This is a genomic window from Paraburkholderia sp. BR10923 (assembly GCF_040948765.1).
Classification (GTDB): Bacteria; Pseudomonadota; Gammaproteobacteria; order Burkholderiales; family Burkholderiaceae; genus Paraburkholderia; species Paraburkholderia youngii.
Map to the genome: position 1 here is coordinate 36,329 of NZ_JBFPKO010000016.1, position 18,993 is coordinate 55,321.

General features: G+C 57.2%; 19 protein-coding genes. 17 read left to right on the plus strand and 2 right to left on the minus strand.

The window, feature by feature from the left end:
* Positions 1-6: 6 nt before the first annotated feature.
* The 9 genes from AB3X94_RS26040 to AB3X94_RS26080 all read left to right on the plus strand — a co-directional run bounded on the left by AB3X94_RS26040 (position 7) and on the right by AB3X94_RS26080 (position 8,013).
* Positions 7-852, plus strand: a complete 846-nt coding sequence (locus tag AB3X94_RS26040; RefSeq protein WP_176106745.1) for an amidohydrolase — start codon at positions 7-9, stop codon at positions 850-852.
* A gap of 241 nt (positions 853-1,093) precedes the next feature.
* Entirely contained in the window at positions 1,094-2,152 is a 1,059-nt protein-coding gene (locus tag AB3X94_RS26045) for a Rieske 2Fe-2S domain-containing protein (RefSeq protein ID WP_368613113.1), read from the plus strand.
* A 35-nt stretch (positions 2,153-2,187) separates the two neighbouring features.
* Complete coding sequence (locus AB3X94_RS26050; RefSeq protein ID WP_246391933.1) at positions 2,188-3,768, plus strand: FAD-dependent oxidoreductase; 1,581 nt, start codon at positions 2,188-2,190, stop codon at positions 3,766-3,768.
* A 37-nt stretch (positions 3,769-3,805) separates the two neighbouring features.
* Positions 3,806-5,146: an MFS transporter gene (locus AB3X94_RS26055; protein WP_176125425.1), complete on the plus strand. Its 1,341-nt coding sequence runs from the start codon at positions 3,806-3,808 to the stop codon at positions 5,144-5,146.
* A 62-nt stretch (positions 5,147-5,208) separates the two neighbouring features.
* Positions 5,209-6,381 carry an enolase C-terminal domain-like protein gene (locus tag AB3X94_RS26060; protein WP_176106743.1) on the plus strand — a complete coding sequence of 391 codons (1,173 nt, stop codon included), beginning with the start codon at positions 5,209-5,211 and terminating at the stop codon, positions 6,379-6,381.
* Positions 6,382-6,449: 68 nt separating this feature from the next.
* The gene (locus tag AB3X94_RS26065; RefSeq protein ID WP_176106742.1) at positions 6,450-6,965 is read left to right on the plus strand and encodes a hypothetical protein; all 516 of its coding nucleotides are present in this window, start codon (positions 6,450-6,452) and stop codon (positions 6,963-6,965) included.
* Positions 6,962-7,156, plus strand: coding sequence for a hypothetical protein (locus tag AB3X94_RS26070; protein ID WP_087738133.1), 195 nt, complete (start codon positions 6,962-6,964; stop codon positions 7,154-7,156). The genes AB3X94_RS26065 and AB3X94_RS26070 overlap by 4 nt, the downstream gene beginning before the upstream one ends.
* A gap of 119 nt (positions 7,157-7,275) precedes the next feature.
* Entirely contained in the window at positions 7,276-7,812 is a 537-nt protein-coding gene (locus tag AB3X94_RS26075) for a hypothetical protein (protein WP_246391931.1), read from the plus strand.
* 12 nt (positions 7,813-7,824) lie between these two features.
* Positions 7,825-8,013: a hypothetical protein gene (locus tag AB3X94_RS26080; protein ID WP_176106741.1), complete on the plus strand. Its 189-nt coding sequence runs from the start codon at positions 7,825-7,827 to the stop codon at positions 8,011-8,013.
* A gap of 512 nt (positions 8,014-8,525) precedes the next feature.
* Here the strand turns inward: AB3X94_RS26080 and AB3X94_RS26085 are convergent.
* The gene (locus AB3X94_RS26085) at positions 8,526-9,614 is read right to left on the minus strand and encodes a porin (RefSeq protein WP_368613114.1); all 1,089 of its coding nucleotides are present in this window, start codon (positions 9,612-9,614) and stop codon (positions 8,526-8,528) included.
* 629 nt (positions 9,615-10,243) lie between these two features.
* Here AB3X94_RS26085 and AB3X94_RS26090 point away from each other — a divergent pair.
* From AB3X94_RS26090 to AB3X94_RS26115, 6 genes are all read left to right on the plus strand, one after another.
* Positions 10,244-10,507 (plus strand): DUF4148 domain-containing protein, encoded by a 264-nt coding sequence (locus AB3X94_RS26090; RefSeq protein ID WP_176106739.1) that lies wholly within the window; start codon positions 10,244-10,246, stop codon positions 10,505-10,507.
* Positions 10,508-10,982: 475 nt separating this feature from the next.
* The gene (locus tag AB3X94_RS26095; protein WP_368613115.1) at positions 10,983-11,486 is read left to right on the plus strand and encodes a hypothetical protein; all 504 of its coding nucleotides are present in this window, start codon (positions 10,983-10,985) and stop codon (positions 11,484-11,486) included.
* A gap of 23 nt (positions 11,487-11,509) precedes the next feature.
* Complete coding sequence (locus AB3X94_RS26100; RefSeq protein WP_368613116.1) at positions 11,510-12,031, plus strand: DoxX family membrane protein; 522 nt, start codon at positions 11,510-11,512, stop codon at positions 12,029-12,031.
* A gap of 167 nt (positions 12,032-12,198) precedes the next feature.
* Entirely contained in the window at positions 12,199-13,179 is a 981-nt protein-coding gene (locus tag AB3X94_RS26105) for a TRAP transporter substrate-binding protein (RefSeq protein ID WP_368613117.1), read from the plus strand.
* A 95-nt stretch (positions 13,180-13,274) separates the two neighbouring features.
* The gene (locus AB3X94_RS26110) at positions 13,275-14,630 is read left to right on the plus strand and encodes an MFS transporter (protein ID WP_368613118.1); all 1,356 of its coding nucleotides are present in this window, start codon (positions 13,275-13,277) and stop codon (positions 14,628-14,630) included.
* A 15-nt stretch (positions 14,631-14,645) separates the two neighbouring features.
* Positions 14,646-14,843, plus strand: a complete 198-nt coding sequence (locus AB3X94_RS26115; RefSeq protein WP_368613119.1) for a hypothetical protein — start codon at positions 14,646-14,648, stop codon at positions 14,841-14,843.
* Between the two features lie 154 nt (positions 14,844-14,997).
* On the opposite strand, the gene AB3X94_RS26120 is transcribed toward AB3X94_RS26115, so the two are convergent.
* Positions 14,998-15,972, minus strand: coding sequence for a tripartite tricarboxylate transporter substrate binding protein (locus AB3X94_RS26120; RefSeq protein WP_176106734.1), 975 nt, complete (start codon positions 15,970-15,972; stop codon positions 14,998-15,000).
* A gap of 753 nt (positions 15,973-16,725) precedes the next feature.
* Between AB3X94_RS26120 and AB3X94_RS26125 the strand changes: the two genes are divergently transcribed.
* Both AB3X94_RS26125 and AB3X94_RS26130 read left to right on the plus strand, forming a co-directional pair.
* Positions 16,726-17,844, plus strand: coding sequence for a porin (locus AB3X94_RS26125; protein WP_246391929.1), 1,119 nt, complete (start codon positions 16,726-16,728; stop codon positions 17,842-17,844).
* A 282-nt stretch (positions 17,845-18,126) separates the two neighbouring features.
* Positions 18,127-18,663, plus strand: a complete 537-nt coding sequence (locus AB3X94_RS26130; RefSeq protein ID WP_368613120.1) for a MarR family winged helix-turn-helix transcriptional regulator — start codon at positions 18,127-18,129, stop codon at positions 18,661-18,663.
* Positions 18,664-18,993: the final 330 nt, after the last annotated feature.

Genomic DNA, 18,993 nt, shown 5'->3' on the forward strand with positions numbered 1-18,993 from the left:
AACGTCATGATCGATAGTCACGCCCACCTGATTTCCACGAACGTGGAGAAATATCCGCCGTCGCCGTTGAGCGGCACGCTCGAAGCCAACGCATTCGACAACCCGGTGACGGCCGAACGCCTGATCGACCTGCTCGACGCTTGTGGTGTCGAGAAGGCGCTCGCGGTCCAGCGCGCTCACCTCTACGGCTTCCACAACGACTATGTGGTGGACTCCGCAGAGCAATATCCCGATCGTCTGCGGTCGCTGTGCATGATCGATGCACTGGCCGACAACGTGGAAGAAACCGTGCGCTACTGGGTTGGCCAGCGTGGCTCGGTCGGCATTCGTCTGACGGAGCCGCACAAGGGCGCGGACTCGAGCTGGTTCGCGTCGAAAGAAGCCATGCGTGCATGGTCGGCCGTGTCGGATTTCGGCGGCTCGGTGCGCCTGCACTTCTACCGCTGGAATCGCGTCGCCGCGCTCGAAGCGCTTCGAGACGTCGTCAAGCAATTCCCGAACACGCCAGTCATTCTCGATCACTTTTCGAACATCGTCGGCGAATCGGGTGCACCGGACTACGGCGTGGACGAAGCGCTGCTCAAGTTCGTCGACTCGCCGAACGTCTACCTGCTGTACTCGATGATCAACCTCAGCAAGCTGAAGGCACTCGAGCTGCCGGCAGCGCCCGTCGTCGAGCGTGTCGTCCGGTCGTTCGGAGCCGACCGCGTGATGTGGGGTTCGGACATCGCGCAGTCGAAGGGTGAGTACAAGGACATGGTTCAGTTGGCAAAGGATTCAGTGTCGTCGCTCTCTGAAGCAGATCAGCGGAAGGTCCTGCACACGACCGCTGAACGCGTGTACTTCAGCTGATATTCGCCCACGTGGATACGGCGTTCCAACAAGAAAAAGCGGGACGCCGATTCTCGCATTTAAGGGTATCCCCGAGTCTTGTCGAGCGGTGCTACAAGATAAGATAAAGAATACCCAATTGAATACTTTCGGCGATCGAGCGCGGTAGATCCGATCCGGGGCAAGTTGGGTCGGCTGTACCGCATGTGTCAGGCAATACGCTCGATTTGTCCGTTCTCGATTCTCTCTGAGGAGACATCAAATGAAATTCCTTCGGAACTGTTGGTACATGGTTGGCTGGTCGAGCGAGTTCTCGGCTACCGACATCGTCCCGTTCACCGTGATGGACGAACCGCTGGCGCTCTATCGCAAGGACGACGGCACGCTCGTCGCTCTGGAAGACCTGTGCCCGCACCGTTTGGCGCCGCTGACGGTTGGCCGCAAAGAAGGCGACGAACTGCGCTGCATGTATCACGGCCTGAAGTTCGCTGCCGATGGTCGCTGCACCGAAATCCCGGGCCAGGAGCGGATTTCGTCGAAGGTCTGCGTGCGCAGCTACCCGATCGAAGAAAAGCACGGTGCCGCATGGGTCTGGATGGGTGACCCGGCAAAGGCCGACGTCGCACTGATTCCGCCGATCGAAGGTCCGGATAGCGACACGTACTCGATGGTCTGCTCGAAGTTCGTCATGAACGGCAATGCAGAACTGGTGGCCGACAACCTGCTCGACCTGTCGCACGCACCGTTCATTCACGAATCGACGTTCGGTGCGAATAACAAGGTGTCGCTGAAGGTTCAGAAGGATGGCGAGACCAAGCGCGGCACGACGGTTCTCGAACGTGGCGTCGTCGCCGATCGTTGGCACATGGGCCGGCCGACGAACCCGTATTTCGATCTGCCTTCCGACGATAACGTGGTCAGCACCTTCCTGGTGCCGGGCGTCTTCATTCTGAAGATCAACTCCTTCGCACCGGGCGTTCAAGATCGTTTCGTCGACGGTAAGCCAAACGAGCAACCGATCTTCCGTCGCTGCACGTGCCAGATGATTACGCCGATCAACGATACGCAATCGATGTTCTTCTACAACTTCGGTCCGGATCATGAGCACGCCGATCTGAAGGAACACGCATTCGGAATCGCCGACGCGGCATTCGCCGAAGACAAGGCAATCATCGAAGCGCAGCAGGCAATGATCAAGAAGGTGCCGGGCCGCAAGATGATCATGCTGGCGATGGATCAGCCGGTGCTGCGTTACAACGAGATTTATGACGGCCTTCGCACGAAGGAAGAAGCCGAGCAGGCAGCATCTCCCGCAGCCTAAGCAGCTCAACCCGCGCCGGTATGTTTAGAGACACGATGGATAACGAAAAGATGGAAGTGAACTGGACCGAGCCCCGATGGGATGAACAGGCCGATATGGTTGTGGTCGGCTATGGCGGTGCGGGCGCAACGTTCGCGTTCGCTGCCGCCGAACAGGGCGCTGACGTGCTCATCCTCGAAAAGGGTGCGCAGGGTGGCGGTAACTCGGTCTGTGTGGCGGGTGGTCTGATCATGACCTCCGTCGATGAAGAAGAGTCTTTCAAGTATCTGAACTGGTTGTGTGCAGGTCAGACCGAGGAGAGCGTTCTTCGTCATTTCGTCTCAAGTCTCAAAGACATACCTGCGTTCCAGCACAAACTGGAATTGCCGCTCAAAGACAACCCGCAGCCGTTCTCGGCCCCGGGTTTCTTTCCCGAGTTCGCGGGCGCTCCGGGTGCCGAGAGCATCAAGGGTATGAGCGTCGTGGCCGCGCCAGGCGGCGCAGGTCTCTATAACGCGATCTCGGCTCAAGCAGAGAAGGCGGGTGCACGTGTCAAGTACAGCACGCGTGTTACGCGTCTGATTCAGCATCCGGTGACGCGTGCGATTCTCGGTGTCGAAGCCGAACGCGAAGATGGCACGACGATCACGATTCGCGGTCGCAAGGCAACGGTGCTGGCCAGCGGTGGCTTCGAAGCGAACGAGGCCATGTGCAAGCAGTTCCTCACCGCATGCCCGATCTATTTCCTGGGCAGCCCGAATCTGACCGGCGACGGCATCCGCATGGCACAGGAAGTCGGTGCCCAGCTGTGGCACATGAACGCCGTGGCAGGCCCGCTCAACATGGGCATCAAGACTAAGGAAGGGTACGTCTACGTCACGTATGACCTTAACAAGGTAGCGGGTTTCGGCTACAAGTCGGGCGCGTTCAAGGACGGCGGCAGTCTGCTGTGGGTGAACCGACAGGCGAAGCGCTTCCACAACGAAACGATCGACACGTCGGTCGTTCAGCACGGGTTGGCGAATCGCGACACATGGCTAGCAACGACGCCGGGCATTCCGGAATTCACCAACGTGCCGGCATTCCACATCTTCGACGAAAAGGTTCGGGCCGGTGGGGCGGCGATGACCACTCTGAATTCGCGCGTGCCGCCGTGGAGCCAGGACAACCTCAAGGAACTCGAAGAAGGTCTGATCATCAAGGCCGATACGCTCGAAGAATTGGCGTTGAAGTGCCAATGGCCGGAAATCCCGGGCGTGACCAAGGCAGGTCACCTCGATCCTCAGGCGCTTCGTGAGACGGTCGAGCGCTATAACGAGCAGTGCCGTCTGAATGCCGATCCCGAGTTCGGACGCGAGACGTTCCTGGTGCCGCTCAACGACGAGGGGCCGTACTACGCGATCGGACCCATGCTGCCGACGTACCTCAATACCCACGGTGGACCGAAACATGATGCGGGGCAACGTGTTCTCGATCATCAGGACAAGCCGATTCCCGGTCTCTATGCAGTTGGGGAGTGTGGATCCTTGTGGGGTCCGTTTTACAACTCGATGGGCGATATTGCGGAGTTCATCGTATCAGGCATGACAGCAGCGAAGACCGCACTTTCCGATAGCGAGGATCGGAAGCTTCGCTGATTGATTACACGGATAACTAACCAGGAGACAGAGAACAATGAGTGAGACCGCAGAGGTGCGAGCGACGTTCGCACCCGCCGAAGCCGCTTCGGATTCGAAAACGTCGAAGGGAGCTTGGTGGATGCTCGCCATTTTGACGGCGACATACGTGGTCTCCTTCATCGATCGGGGCGCGATTTCCCTCGTCGTTGGGCCGATCAAGGAAGACCTCGGAATTTCCGATCTCGAAGTCAGTTGGCTTCTCGGGCTCTCATTCATGCTTCTGTACAGCGTGCTTGGCGTCCCCATGGGTGCGCTGGTCGATAAGTACGAGCGCCGGCGCCTGCTCGGTGGCGCGATCATGGCATGGTCCGCCGTTCAGGTTTTGTGCGGTCTGAGTCAGACGTACGTCCAGTTGTTCGTGACGCGGGTGGGCCTCGGTGTTGGCGAGTCCGCGCTGTCGCCTGGAGCCGCGTCGATGATTCGCGATGCGTTTCCGCCGCAACGCCGCAGCCTCGCGTTCGGCATTTACAACATCGGCCCGCTTCTCGGCACCGGTCTGGCTCTCGGGCTCGGCGGTTTTCTTCTGAAGGCGGCATCGGCGGGTGCATTTGCGGGCCTGCCGCTGGTTGGGGGGCTCAAACCATGGCATTTCGTGCTGCTGGTGCCGGGTCTTATCGGCATTCCGTTCGCCGTGCTTCTGTGGCTCGTACGTGAACCGGCACGCCGCGACGTCAACGCAGGCAGTGGGGTCACGTATCGTCAAGCGCTTTGTTTCGCGTGGACCAACAAGGCCGTCTACGTTCAACTCTGGGTTGCGATCTGCTTGTACGGCATTGCGGTTGGTTCGCAGATGGCCTGGCTTCCGGAAATCATCGCGCGCACGCTGAATGTCCCGCGTCCGGAGATCGGTAAGGCGTTGGGCGGTGTGGCACTGTTGGCGTCGCCTGCTGGCCTGTTGATCCTGGGCCGTATCGCTGACTGGCTGCGTGAACGCGGCATGATCGACGCACCGGTTCGTGTCGCCGCTGTCACGACGGCCATCGCTGCAATCGTCACCGCATGCTTCCCGCTGATTCACTCGATGAATGTCGGCCTGATCGCTTATTTCGTGCAGACGTTCATGTTCTCGATGTTCGCGGTAGCAGGCGGCGCAACGATGGCCAACTTCACGCCGGGCAACATGATGGGAAAACTGACGGCGGTCTACTACCTGATCACCAACCTGCTCGGCCTGGCGCTCGGGCCCACCGTCGTCGCGCTCGTTGCCAAACTGTTCTCGGGTCCCAATGCACTCGGCGCTTCCTTCGTCGTTTGCTATGTGATCTCGGTAGCACTGGCAGTCATTCTGTTGATCCGTGTCTGTGGTGCACTGCGTCGTGCGGCGGCAAATAGCTGATATCTGGTTCAGAAGTGTCCGGTGGGGGCACTCCTCTCTCGAGTTCCTATAGGTTCAATCCCGTGAAAATTACCCGCGTTGAGTGCGTTCCGGTTTCAATGCCGCTTAAGAAGCCGCTGAAGCTTCCGAACGTCACGATCACCTGTCTGAATACGCTCGTGGTGCGTATCTATGCCGATAACGGATTGGTGGGCGTTGCTGAATCTGGCGACACCTCGTCGTGGTATCGCGGTGAAAGCCAGGCCTCGATGACGGCAATGATTTCCGATATTTTCGCTCCGCGAATTCTGCTCGGCGAAGATCCGTGCAATATCGAAAAAATCGTCGGCATGATGGATCAGCTCGCACGCGACAACAATCAGGCAAAAGCTCTCGTCGATTGTGCGTTGCATGACCTGAAGGGGAAAGCACTCGGTCGCCCGGTCTACGATCTTTTGGGTGGCCGCACTCGCGAGTCAGTTCCGTTGGGCTGGGTTCTCTCGGCCGGCGATCCGGAAAAAGTGGCAGAGGCAGCAGTCCAGGTTCGGGAGGCTGGTTTCTCCGCCTTCAAACTCAAGGTTGGGCGCCATACGTTCGACAACGATGTGGCAACGGCCCGTGAAGTGCGCAAAGCACTCGGCCAGGACGCGATGATCACGCTGGACGCAAATGGTTCGTGGAATTACGAGCAGGCCCTGAAGACGGTGCGTCGCCTGGACGAATACAACCTCGCTTTCATGGAGCAGCCGCTGGCGCATCAATACCGCGACAGCATGTCCAAACTCCGCGAGCGCGTGAACACGCCGATTTACGCAGACGAGGGGGCGCAGGAACTTGGCGACCTGCGCGAGATCGCGGAGCGCCGCTCGGCTGACGGCGTAATTCTGAAGATTCAAAAGGTCGGCGGTCTGCTCAAGGCGCAACGATTCCTGGCGGCATGCCGGATCTACGACATCCCCGTGTTCTGCTCCACCTTGATCGGCGGCGGTATCGAGTCGGGCCCGAGCACGCATTTGATGGTCTCGGATCAGTGGGCGTGCCAGTTCATGAGCGAAAGCATGGGGCCTCTGGCCGTGCATTCGGTATTCAACAGCGACGAGATTCCGGCGGGCGAAGATCTGGCAATCGGCGGTCAGCGGTTTGCCCGGGGCCGGGCATATCCGAGCGAAGGGCCGGGCTTTGGATTCGAGGTCGATGAAAAGCTCCTGAACAAAATCATCACGCCGGGCGCAGCCCATCGGGTCGTTCAGGCGTAAACGGGCATTCAGCGGCTGACTCGATTCCGCCGCGTTGCGAAAACTAAAGCCAACAACGGAGACATCTGATGCAAGGTATTAACTCGCCGCCGTGGAAGTACGCTGTCCTTTGGCTCCGGATATATTTCGGTGCCGATTTGCTGTGGTCGGGTTTCCGTTATATCTCCACCGGATGGGTTCCATTCATTCCGGGCACCGGAGGTGCATACGTGCAAGCGCTGGATGCGATTCACATGTTCCCGGTCGTCAAGTATATGGAATGCGTGCTCGGTATCCTGATGCTGAGCAACCGTTTCGTGCTGCTCGCTGCGATTTTTGAGTTCCCGACTTCGGTTTCGATCTTCTGGATCAATACCTTCATCGTTGCGACTCCGCGCCAATTGTTCTCGGGCCCGAATCAACTGCTGATGAATGGTCTATTGATTTTGGCCTACAGCGGCTACATGGCTTCGGTATTTAAGCCAAAACTCACGCCTCTGGCATTGTGGGAAGGGTTCAAGGTCGATGTCTGGAAAGAGTCTCTCAAGTTCAAGAAAACACCTGAACCGCGCAGAGATATCGTCGAATCGGGAGAACTGCAATGAAGAGTAACCGGAACCTCTATATCGGTCTCGCCCTGTGTCTGGTCATGACGTGCTGGGTCTTCTTCGGATCGACGGGATTGGGTTACACGGAATATCGTCCTCTGCGCGCGCGTGACATGTTTGGTCTGGCAATTCCGTGGATCTGCGTCATTACTGTACTGATTCGCGATCGCCGTAAAGGCATCGTTTAAAACGGCTCTTAGGTGATGGGAAGTTTCCATCACCTTTGAGATATCCTGTCGTATTGCAATTTCTGCGGCACCATATTTCAACGTTGTACTGCAAGAACCTTTACGGAAATACCCTTCCCATGAATAGCGCGAATTCTTCCCCGTGGAAGTATGTAATCACGTGGTTGCGTCTGTATTTCGGCGCCCACCTTTTCTTCTCAGGTATCCGATTCGTGATCGACGGCTATGTCCCGATGATTCCGGGTCTCGCCGGCCAGTATGTGGCGGGAGCCGATGCGATCGGTATGTATCACTGGGTTAAGTACATGGAAGCGGTTTACGGGGCACTTCTGCTGATGAACCGTTTCGTGTTCCTGACACTGATTCTCGAGATGCCGACGACGGTCACGATTTTCTGGCTGAACACGTTTATCTCGGCGACGCCGCGTCAACTGTTCTCGGGTCCGCAAGAACTCCTGATGAACGGCATTCTGCTGCTCGCATACAGCGGCTACATGGCGGTTTGCTTCCGTCCGACGCTCAACCCGATGTGGCTGTGGGACGGCTGGAAGGGTTTCAGCCTGAAGGGCAAAGGTGGGAGCCTGGTGGGTGTACCCGCCGTCGAACAGCAGCAAAATGTACCCGCCTTCGAACAGCGGAAAAAAGAATTGGCTTAAGGAGCACATGCGATGAAAAAGAATACCTGGATCGCAATCGCCATCTGTATCGCACTGACGCTGGCGGCCGTCGACGGCTCGACGGGTTGGGGCTGGACGGAGTACCGTCCGCTGCGTAATTTCGACTACTTCGGCCTCGGCGTCTCCTGGCTGCTCTTCATCTTCGTGCTCGTGCGCGACAAGATCAAGGGCGAAGCATAAGGCTTCGGTCACCGCGGTTCTAGATTCAAGGAAGTCCGGGGAGAATTTTCTCTCCGGACTTTTTTTGTTTATATACGGCTTGGCGTGTCCATCTGAGTGGGGTTCAGCAGGATCGACCTGATGGTGGCGCAGGGCGCGAGTACGCATGACCCAAGTCGTAGGCGGTTCGTCTCTGATCTGTCGAGCAATGAGCTGCGACAGATATCCCAATCTCGCTTTGTTCCCGAGTGCGTTTGAAAGTCCTTAGACAGAGGCACTGCGTCTGATTGAACGGATGGAGAAGTACCTGCCACTGGCGACAGAAAGATGCCTGCCTGCAGAGGATTAGTAGGCTAAGCTCGAGCGCAGGCTGATGACGGCGCTGGTCCGACGCGACCGAGAACAGATCATGCAGGTGTTGATCGATGAGCGAGAGCGTATAAGCGGGACGGTCATCGACGTTTTGGTAAGCAGAGGACTATGAATAAAAAAAGCCCGCTCGAAGCGGGCTTTTTTCACGGGAGTAGGAAGGCTTAGAAGCGCGTTGCCAAACCCAGGCCGATTGCCGTGACATTGGCGTGGTAGCCGGTCGGGGCACCGAGACCACCGGGCGGGTAGATCGTTTGGTGCGCGATCCCGCTGTTCCAGAGCTTCTTGAAGAAGCCGTACAGCATCGTCGCCTTCGAGAGTTGGTACGTGTAACCGACAGCAGCCGATCGGATCGCCCAATTACCAGTTACCGGACCGTTTGTGCTGGCATAGGTAATGTTCTGGTCGCTCAGTCCGCCGTAAGAAGCGCGAATGGTGCCGAATGGGCCGGTCGGAATCGTGACACCGGCTTGCCAGCCCTTATCGGTCTGGCCCGGATCATTCAGACGCACTTGGTACGTACCGTAGAGCGCGACGAAGTTGAAGTCGTATTTCACACCCAAGACGTGTTCGTACGTATTGCGTGCAATGGTCGCTGACGGTTGCAGGCTGTGGCCGAAGCCGTAGCTCGTGAGCAACGGGCCGTTGGCGTAGGTAAGAGTCGCGAGTTGGTAGTGCGTCGCGTTCTGCAGACCTTGATTGTTGCCCCACGAATACGCTGCCGTGCCATTCAGACCCCTCCACGTCGGCGACGAATACTGGATCGTATTGTCCTGGCGAGCCGGATCTTGCAGCATGTTGAAAATCCACGGACGCGGTTCTTCGCCGCCAATCGAGCCGAGCGGCGAGGCTGCTGCCAGCAGCATCGGGTCGAAAGTGCCGCCCCATTCGTAGCCGGCCGTTTGCAGGCGACCTGCAATGATCTGGCCGAAGTCGCGGCTGTCGATGCCGACGTAGGCGCGACGCCCGAACAGACGTCCACTCTGGCCGGACGTGCCGTTGTTGATGTTGAAGCCGCTTTCGAGCACGGCGATCGCTGACAGACCGCCGCCCAGATCTTCCTTCGCGCGAATGCCCCAACGGGAACCACCGGCACCGCCGCTGTTCATGCTGACGACGTGTTGGCCTTCGGAGTTTCCGAAGTAGCCGATGAATGCATCGGCGACGCCATACAGCGTCACGCTGGTCTGTGCCTGTGCCATCACAGGCGCGATTGCTGCCGTAACGGCGCAGCTAACGAGCAGTTTACGCAATTCCAGTGTCTCCTATTTGTGGATGTTAATTTGTAGAGTGGTCGACGTTGCACAAGGGCGAGGCGATGCACAACAGTACGCATGCAAAATAATATACGATGTTGCATATGACAGGTGGGAAATTTCAGAAATGTTGTGTTCGCGGGTATTCCCTGGATGACAGCTGAAGCTCGCTATTTTCTTTGTGGTCATTGCTTGGGATTGCAAAGGAAAAAGCGATGGTGCAGAGCGATTCTCCAAAAGAAAAAGATAGAGCACCATTGGTTGAAGGCGTCTAAGGCCGGCATGGTGAAAGGCCCGCGGGCGAAGCTCTTTTCGGCGGAACAGAGGGCGCTTACAGCGGGAAGCTTCCGGCGCGCAGTCTATCGGCAATTGCGGCGCGCCTCGATGCCGCGCGATCCATCGAACGCTTCGCTCTGGCAGTGGCCGTGTCCTCGAAATTCCTCCGCTGACACAGGACAGCGCCGAACGATATGCGCTTGGTGATCCGTTAGTCGGCGGCTTGCCAGACCATATTCCCGCCCCTCGTTTGTGCACTACGCGAGAAGTGAATATGTTTCGATTTGCCTTTCGTTTGTCAAGACAACGCCTATACTTTCAGCGATAACCCTGATAAGAAAGGCCTTGCCATGAACTCCGTTCCGCGTATAGCGCTCGGCGTCCTTGCCGCGGCGTGCTGTTTCGCGTCGATTGCGGCGCTGGCCCAACCGTACGATTCGACGGTGCCGCTCACACGAGCCACGGTGCGCGCCGACCTGATCGAATGGCGGAAGGCGGGCTACGACCAGTCCGACGACTGGTTCGACTACCCCGATAGCGCGATACGCGCAGGCGCGATCGTGGCGCAATGGCATGAGGCGGCCGGCGCTCGAACTGGTCAGACGCCCCAGTAGTAACTTAGCCGCAACACCCCGATCATCCGGCGTAGGGCGCTGCAAGGGCCAATGCCGGTGGCGAATCGTGTTCGCTCGCGGATTGAATCTTCCTGTCTGCCCATCCGGGTGAGAACTCGGGCATTACGGAAGGCCGAGGATGGGCAAGGCTTTTGCCACCATGCCGCGTCAACTATCGCGGCATGCGGGTTCCTTGCCATTGACCGACTCACTGCTGACGGATTCGTCAGCCCCAAAGCCCACCTTGCCGCCCGCCCGGCGCCGTCGCTCCCCGCGGATTACATTCCGCGCGAAGGAAATGTCGCGTACATCAAATAGCACCTATCCGCCAACAACGGAAATAGGGAAACCCCGACGTTTACACACGATTCTTCGACCTATACGATTCGGTAGGCTAAATTAAATACAAAAATGCAGGACCGAACCATCTCAAGCCGAAGCGTTTAACTCTTCACAATGCTTTCAAGGAGGCAGGATGTCGAATAACCAAGGGGTTCTCTCCTCGGGGGGTATCGCCACGCGTATCAACGTGTGGATGGACAGCATGACTGGACGCGTGGTCACGGCAATCGTGGGCTTCCTGTTCATCGCGCAGATCGCTCACGGTTTGCATTCGGATCCGCGTTGGCACTGGCATGCGGGCACCGGCAAACTGCCGCATGACATCGTTCAGGAGTTCATGGACCTGGCCTATACGGAGGGCAAGGGCGCCGAAGCGTACAAGACTTACTTTTCGGAAAAGGCTGTCGATAACGCGCCGAACACGATCGATCATCAGGATGGCGGACCCATTCCCCACGAAGTGAAGAAGATCATCGTCCAAGGCATGGACGTCGCGGTCTATCAGACGATCGGCGCCACCCGTGGCCAACCGGCGCAAGACGTTGTCGATGTCTACGAGATCAGCGGGTCTGGCTGGATCATTCGCCATGATCGCATTACGCAACCGAAGGCGGCGCCTGTGCAGGCTGCGAACTAAACAGCAAAGGACGAAAGCACACTATGGACAACGATGATCGCAAAACGATGCCGCAACTCATCGGCAAAGTCATCCTGACGTTCTGCCGGCTGTATCTTGGCGGCTGGATGGTCGTCAGCGGTACCAGCTACTGGCGTACGGCTCTCGGCATGTCGCCGATCTTCCCGCAACCGTTCGGCACGCTGCCCGAGTCGAATGAGCTGCTGGTCACGATGGTTCACACGCACTTTTTCCATATCGTGAAGACGTGTGAAATTCTGGGTGGCCTTTCGCTCATTCTCGGTATCTTCGTCCCGGTCGGCCTGCTTATGCTTCTGCCGGTGTCGTTCGTCGTCTGGTACAACGCGATCGTGTTGAACCATCGCTTCGACAAGATGTTCACGCCGTACATGGGCGTTGGTTGCCTATATATGAACCTGATTCTGATGGTCTGGTACATCAAGTACTACCTGCCGATGATGACGTTCAAAACCACGATCGGCCGCATCAGCGACTGGAAGAAGCTGCCAAAAATTTTCAAGTCGGACGCTGTTGAATTGATCTGATTTCGGATGTGAAGTGAGGGATTTGGCTACGTTGCTTCGGTAACGTAGCTTTTTTTGTTTAGATATTTGGCGATATTTCCTGGAACATGACGAAAAGATTTTTACGTCTTAAATCGGGTTGGTCATTGAGCCGAGTTTGTGGCGATATCAGTGGTGCGATATTTGGCATGCTGTTGATCGTGCAGCCGTTGATCGCGCATGGGCAGCCTGTTCAAACGCTCACGATCGTAGAGTATCGAGCGCATATGTCGCCGGACCAGCCGACAATGCGCGGCATGGCCAGGTTCGCAGATATCGTGAACCGGGAGTCTCACGGTCGTCTGGTGGTGAGCGTGAGCGCCGATACAGTACCGGGTTCGCCGGGTGAGCAGATCAAAGCATTGCAGGCAGGTGGCCCGGGCGCCCCGGATTTGATGCTGCTGGTGACGCCGGCATTGCGTCATCTCGTGCCCGAATTCGAGATCATGGATCTGCCGTATGTTGTCCGCAGCGAACGTCAGGCGCAGGCGCTGCTCGATGGTTCGTTCGGACAAGCTCTGTTGTCGCGCCTCGAGGGTCACGGTCTGACGGGTCTCGCCTGGTGGGAGAACGGCTTCCGACAGATCACGACGTCGGGCCAGCCGTTCCGGCACGCGCTCGATCTGGCGAACCGGCCGGTTCGCGTGATCCCGGAACCCGCGTTCGTTGAGACGTTCAAGGTCTTGGGCGCTGACGTCGTGGGACTTCCGTATTCTGAACTATACGGAGCATTGAAGAGTGGACGCATCGTTGCGGAAGATAACTTCTATTCGCAGATCTTGGCCGGTCACCTTTATGACGTTCAATCGGCCGTTTCGGTCACGAATCACTCATACAGCGCCATTGCTGTGGTTGCCAATTCGGCGGTCTGGCAGAAGTTGACGGTGCAGGATCGAAATGTCTTACAACACGCTGCAATAGAAGCTGGGCGCTTTGAGCGCGATCTGATTCGAGAACAGGCGAAAACCGATCGTGCTGAGCTTGAGCGTCACGGAATGACGGTTCATACCGTCGCGACGGATGAAATAGCAAAACTGGACACCCTTACAGATCCCGTCAGACAGCAATTCTTCCGCAACTACGATCCCAAGATCGTCGATATGTATCGACGTCAAATAGCGAAACGCTAGACAATCCGGTGCTTGAGAAAAATGTAACTATTGGGGATGCGCGAGACTCCACCCAGGAGTCTCGATCTGCATCCAGGCGTACGCGACTGATTCCAATGATCGTCGCGGTGCCGATGTTTTTGCAGAGTCTCGATACCTCGATATTGGGCACGTCTCTCCAGTCGATTGCCGCTTCCCTGAATGTCGAGATACTTCATCTCAACTTCGCTATAACCGCCTATCTGTTGAGCCTCGCACTGTTCCTCCCGGCAAGCGGGTGGCTCACCGATAGGTTCGGAACGCGGCGCGTATTCTGTTCGGCAGTCGCCATCTTCTCACTGGCATCCGCACTATGCGGCGCGGCCACCTCGATCACTGAAATCGTTCTATTCCGGGTCTTGCAAGGTCTTGGCGGCGCCATGATGGTGCCTGTAGGGCGCCTGATTCTGCTGCGAAGTATTCCGGCAACGCAGCTGGTGGCAGCGATGGTGTGGTTTACAGTTCCCGGCGCCATTGGGCGTGTGATTGGGCCGCTACTGGGTGGGCTGATCGTCACGATGGGCTCCTGGCGATGGATCTTTCTGCTCAACATTCCATTCGGTGTATTGGGCATCCTCCTGTCGTTGAAATTTGTTCCGGATTCGCGCTCGGAGAAGTCTGAGCCGTTCGACATGACGGGATTCATTCTGATGGCGATAGGGCTTTCGGGCATCGTATGTGGTCTGGAAACCGTCGGCCGTAATTTCGTCCCTATGAGCGTGACGATTGGAATCACGGCTATTGGGGTTCTGGCAATGATCGCATACGGGCTTTATAGCCGTGGACGTCTCGATGTCATTATCCCTCTCAAGATTTTTGGATATAAAGCGTTTAGCATCACGACGATTGGCGGCATTCCGCTCCGACTCGCGGTCGGCTCGGCTCCAATCTTCGTACCGCTGCTCTTGCAGGTCGGCTTGGGATTGACGCCCATTCAATCCGGCTTGATGAGCGCCTGGCTCTCTGTCGGCGCATTCGGTGTCCGTCCAATCATGGATCGTGCAATAAGGAAGTTGGGATTCAGGCCGATCATGATGCTGGGCGCCGCGATGACGGGCGCGACATTCGCTTGCTATGGCTTGTTCAGACCGACGACATCGGTTGGGCTTATGTGCTTCGTGCTTTTCGTAGCGGGTATCGTCAATTCTCTGGGGATGATAACTATGAATACGGTTGGCTATTCCGGCATTCCTAAGACCTTGATGAGTAAGGCCACGGCACTTTCGACAATGATGCAGCAGACGTCGATCAGTTTTGGTGTCGCAGTCTGCGCATCATGCCTGACGATCACCGCGCAGGTTCATGGGCACAGCGCGGATCATCTGGTAATCGACGATTTCCCGATGACATTCTTCGTTGTCGGTGCATTTACCCTGTTGTCGGTCGTGGCATTCGCCGGTCTTCCCAGGGAGGAAGGCCAGGAACTGCGCTAGATTACGAGAAACGATATGAGCTATTCCTTTAAATCACACGCAAATACATATCCGGGCTCAAGTGATTACGGTCGAGACCTGGCGGATCACTTCGGTGCTTTCGATGCAGAATTTTACGACCGGCGCGTGGCCAATCCAGCCGAACTTCAGGTGACGCCGCGAGATGAAGCGCGCGAAAATTCACGAGGGCGGCAGGTTAGCGCTCGCGCGTGATCAACGCGATTGGACGGCTCGTAAGTGTGAGAGGTACTGAGGAGAATCCCCGTAGCCTCTAGTTGCGACAGGAGATGGATGAGCGACAAAAGAAAAAAGCTCGATGTCTTTTCAGAACATCGAGCCCCAGTTGCTATACACGCAACGAACAACGTTACTTCGCGGGCTGACTCAGCTTGTCGTGGTCAGTGGCGATAACCTTCGCATAGTCAGCGGATGCGAGATATGCAGCCTGGTGACCGTTGACGTTCAACGCCTTCTGGACGTTCGGGTCCTGCACTGCCATCTTCACGGCATCCGCGATCTTATCGCGGACCGGCGCCGGGAGATCCTTCGGTGCCAACACACCCGTATGCGACGCGAAATCGAAGCCTGGGAACATTTCGCCGAGTGCGGGAACATTCTGAATCTCGGGAATACGGCGCGAGCCCAGGACCGCGAGCACACGCATCTTGCCGGCCTTGATCTGCGGCGCCGCCATTTCATACGGAATCTCTATCATTTGCACCTTGCCGCTCAAGAGCGCCGGGATCTGTTCAGCGGCGCTCTTGTAGGCGGTATGAATCATTTTGACGCCCGCTCGCTTCTGGAACGCCACCATCGCCAGATATTCACGCGACGTGGTGCCTGTCGATCCAAACATGTAGCAGTTCGGATTGTCCTTCAGACGGCTGATCAGATCGGCGTAGTCCTTGATGTCGGTGCCGCTCAAACCGGCGCCGTTGCCCGCGACCAGAACCAGGCCCGCGTGACCGGTGACCTGTGCCACCGGAGTCAAATCCTGGCGTGCGCCGTCCACTTGATCGGTATCGCCGACGAGAAGCGTCAGTCCGTCAGCGGGCGCTGCTTTTGCTGCGGACACCGCAGCCGCGTCTGCCTGATTTTCGACGACAACATCGGTGCCCAGCGCCTTGCTCAATGCCGGTGCCAGTGCGCGTGCAACCAGGTCTGAATTCTGGTTCGGCCCGGCAGCGATCAGCTTGACCGGCGCCGACTTCGCCGGTGCTTTGGCGATGGAGGCTTTGACGGGTGCCGTCTGTGCCGCGAAGCCACGACTCGACATCGTGATGCCGGCGACTGCGGCGAAAGCGAGTGCCGCACCGACGAAGATTTTTCGATTCGCGTTCAAGGTCACGTCTCCTTTATGTTGGGTTACAGATACGATGCGCGATTTTGTATTCAAAAAAGACTACCATTGTACTAGGGCAAACGCGTACGATGCGGCACGAGTGCGAATGCAGACATCCCGCGAATTCCCTCGTGCCTCAGGCAAATTGAGACGCGACCGGAAAGCCACGCCCAGGGTTTTTACCGGAGCATGGTCGTTGACATTGTAGGCTGTCGTAAATACTATTTTGACTGATGATAACGAATTCAAAGATCAGACTCACGACGGCATCGGGGTGCGGTGCGAATCCGGTTGTGGCAGGTCGCGCATCCCGAATCTGTTGAGGTTTTGCTAACACGTCCTGCTCGAACATTCGAGCCGCCAAGCAGTTCACGGCAAATGCACTGCCTTGGGCAGCGGCCGAGCTGAGCAATCGATTCGCATGCAAGAACGCAACATCCTGATCGCCAACGTGACGAGCTCTCGCATTCGGCACGCCGAGACCGGCTCCCCTCTCTATTAGGCCGGTGCCTCCGGACAGCTGGCGCCGGCCACGACTCGCACGATTCATGAGTTGCTTCGGGTGTTCAACTGGGACCCGGACCCCCGCATTGGATGCTGCACAACTTCAGGAGGACAACCGACCAGCGAAACAATTCACCAGCAGTCAGTTGCAAAGATCACATATAACAATCAGGAGAATGTATGAATCACCTGGGGGTCGGGAGGAAACGCCGATGGGCCACGGTACCGTTGGCATGCGCATCAGTTTGCATGAGCATGACGGCCGCGCATGCGCAAAGTAGCGTTATGCTTGGAGGATTCCTTGACGAAGGGATCGCTACCTATCGTGATTCAGGTGGGTCACGTTTATTTCAAATGCAGGATTCCGCCATTTTTCCGACCAAGTTCTTCTTCCGCGGGAGCGAGGACATGGGGGGCGGCCTGCGCGCCAACTTCAGCCTCGACTCGATGATCAGCCTAAGCACAGGGGGACTTGATCCGCAGTCGCGCGGCGCGATGTTCGAGAACTCGTCGTGGGTCGGACTGAGTCAAGCAGGGATTGGCAGCTTCCGCCTCGGGCGGCAGAACGACTTCGCCTTCGACTATTACCTGCTCGGCGGTATCGATCCGGCCACGGGCATCGCTGGCGGTATGCTGAACTTCCGCACCGGTAGCTTCGGTGCCGACCTGCTCGGCGTTTCGGGTCCAGCCCAGATCGCCGGTGCCGTCTCAGGCGGCCCGTTCGCACCTATCACAAGCAACGGCCAGATCACTGGGTTAGCGGCCATCAACTGGGATCGTGTCGGCGGCAAACGAATGTCGAATGCCGTCAAGGTCGTCTCCGAAGAATATGCCGGGCTGTCGGTTGGCTTGATGTATAGCTTCGGCGGCACGGCGGGGGACTTCAACAACGGGGCTGGAAAGAGCGCCGCGATCAACTTCAGGAACGGGGAAACGCGTGCTGCGGTTGTTTACACCGAGCAGAACTACGCGCCGGTCAACAACGGGCATAGTGGCATCGCCAACCTCCTCGCCGGCGCAAGGACGAAGTACGCCCATTTCACGGTCTCGGGGATGTACAGCCAGGCGCGCAACACCCATACGGGTGCCAGGATTTACGCGCTTGCAGGTGGCGTCGGGTATGACTTCTCACCGGCCTGGAACCTCGGCGGCGCTTATACCTACGAAAATGGTAACGAGCTGCTGAAGAACGTGACGATCAACCAGGCCGCATTGCAGTTGACATACACGTTGTCGAGACGCACCTCGCTCTATGCCGCTGGTGTATTTCAACGCACCAACGGCGCATATGCTGCAGAAATCGGGAACATCGTGGCAAACGGCAATATCCAGTCAGTTTTTCAGCTTGGCATGATGCATCGATTCTGATGCTTGATTGAGAGCGGCGGCGATGAGTATGTTTTCGTCATCGCTGTCGTGCTCTTCACGGATATGCAATAGTAAAAAGTCCCCCCGATCAAGCGCAGAAAGTGCCACGAGGACTTTTCGTCTACTATGATAGTATACAATTTAGAATTACAAGTAATTCAGTGCGCCGGACACGCGGTAGCGGCGCAGGACCGACCGATCAACCATAGTACGAGGTAGTGTTCGGACGTATAGGCGCAAACCCGACGTCTGGTTCCGATCACATTTGAAGGAGCGGCAGATATGAAGAGCGAGGATGACCTACCCCTAAGCCATGCGGTTGAAGCCCCTTTGAATTGGCTAACCCGTTTTGTCGCCGTCGACAAGGCGGTCTCGGAGTCTGCTGATCGACATCTGAAGTCATCGCTTGGGATTTCATCTGCGCAGGCTAAGGTCATCATTTGCCTCGCTGGACGGCAATTCATGACGCAGGTTCAACTCGCCCGCCGGCTGAATTACGATATGGGGTCGCTATCCCGACTCATTCCGCGTCTCATCGACGCTGGAATTGTAATGAGGTCCCGGCATCCAGACGACTGTCGCTGCTGGTGCGTTCAGCTTACGGGAAGCGGAGTGGCCATGGTCGCGAAGATCACCGCGTTTCTCGGGGCAACTGATCAGAAATTGATTAGCCTCTTAACCGAGGACGAAGCGGATATTTTCATGGTGTTGCTCAAGCGCTTACTCGTGAATTCCGCAACTCATGGGGCAGCCGATGTTTCGGCAGTTGCCTCGACGGTCAGCCCGAGGTCCTTTGGCGCCATTGGCGCACCGGCGTGACCGACAACGCTCTCTCCTTCGCACTACAACGTGGCCAGCGCATATCTAGTCCTGCGCGTCCGTGCCTTCGCCGTTATCGACGTTCGGCTTCTCGCACGTGCGCCCGATGATCGTCGCGGTCGATGCCGCTATCCGGAGGCCGCATTCACGGGCAGGAAAAGCCGAGCACACCGGCCATCGTTGGCGCCCGTGCTGCGTTGATTTCGCCTTAGCGGTCGAAAGATCTCGCGAGTCCGGCACTAACACATCAGACCGGATTTCACAATCATGCTTGCCCCCTATCCATACTCAGGGGATTTATGCCGAAATCCAAGGTTATACAATCAATGT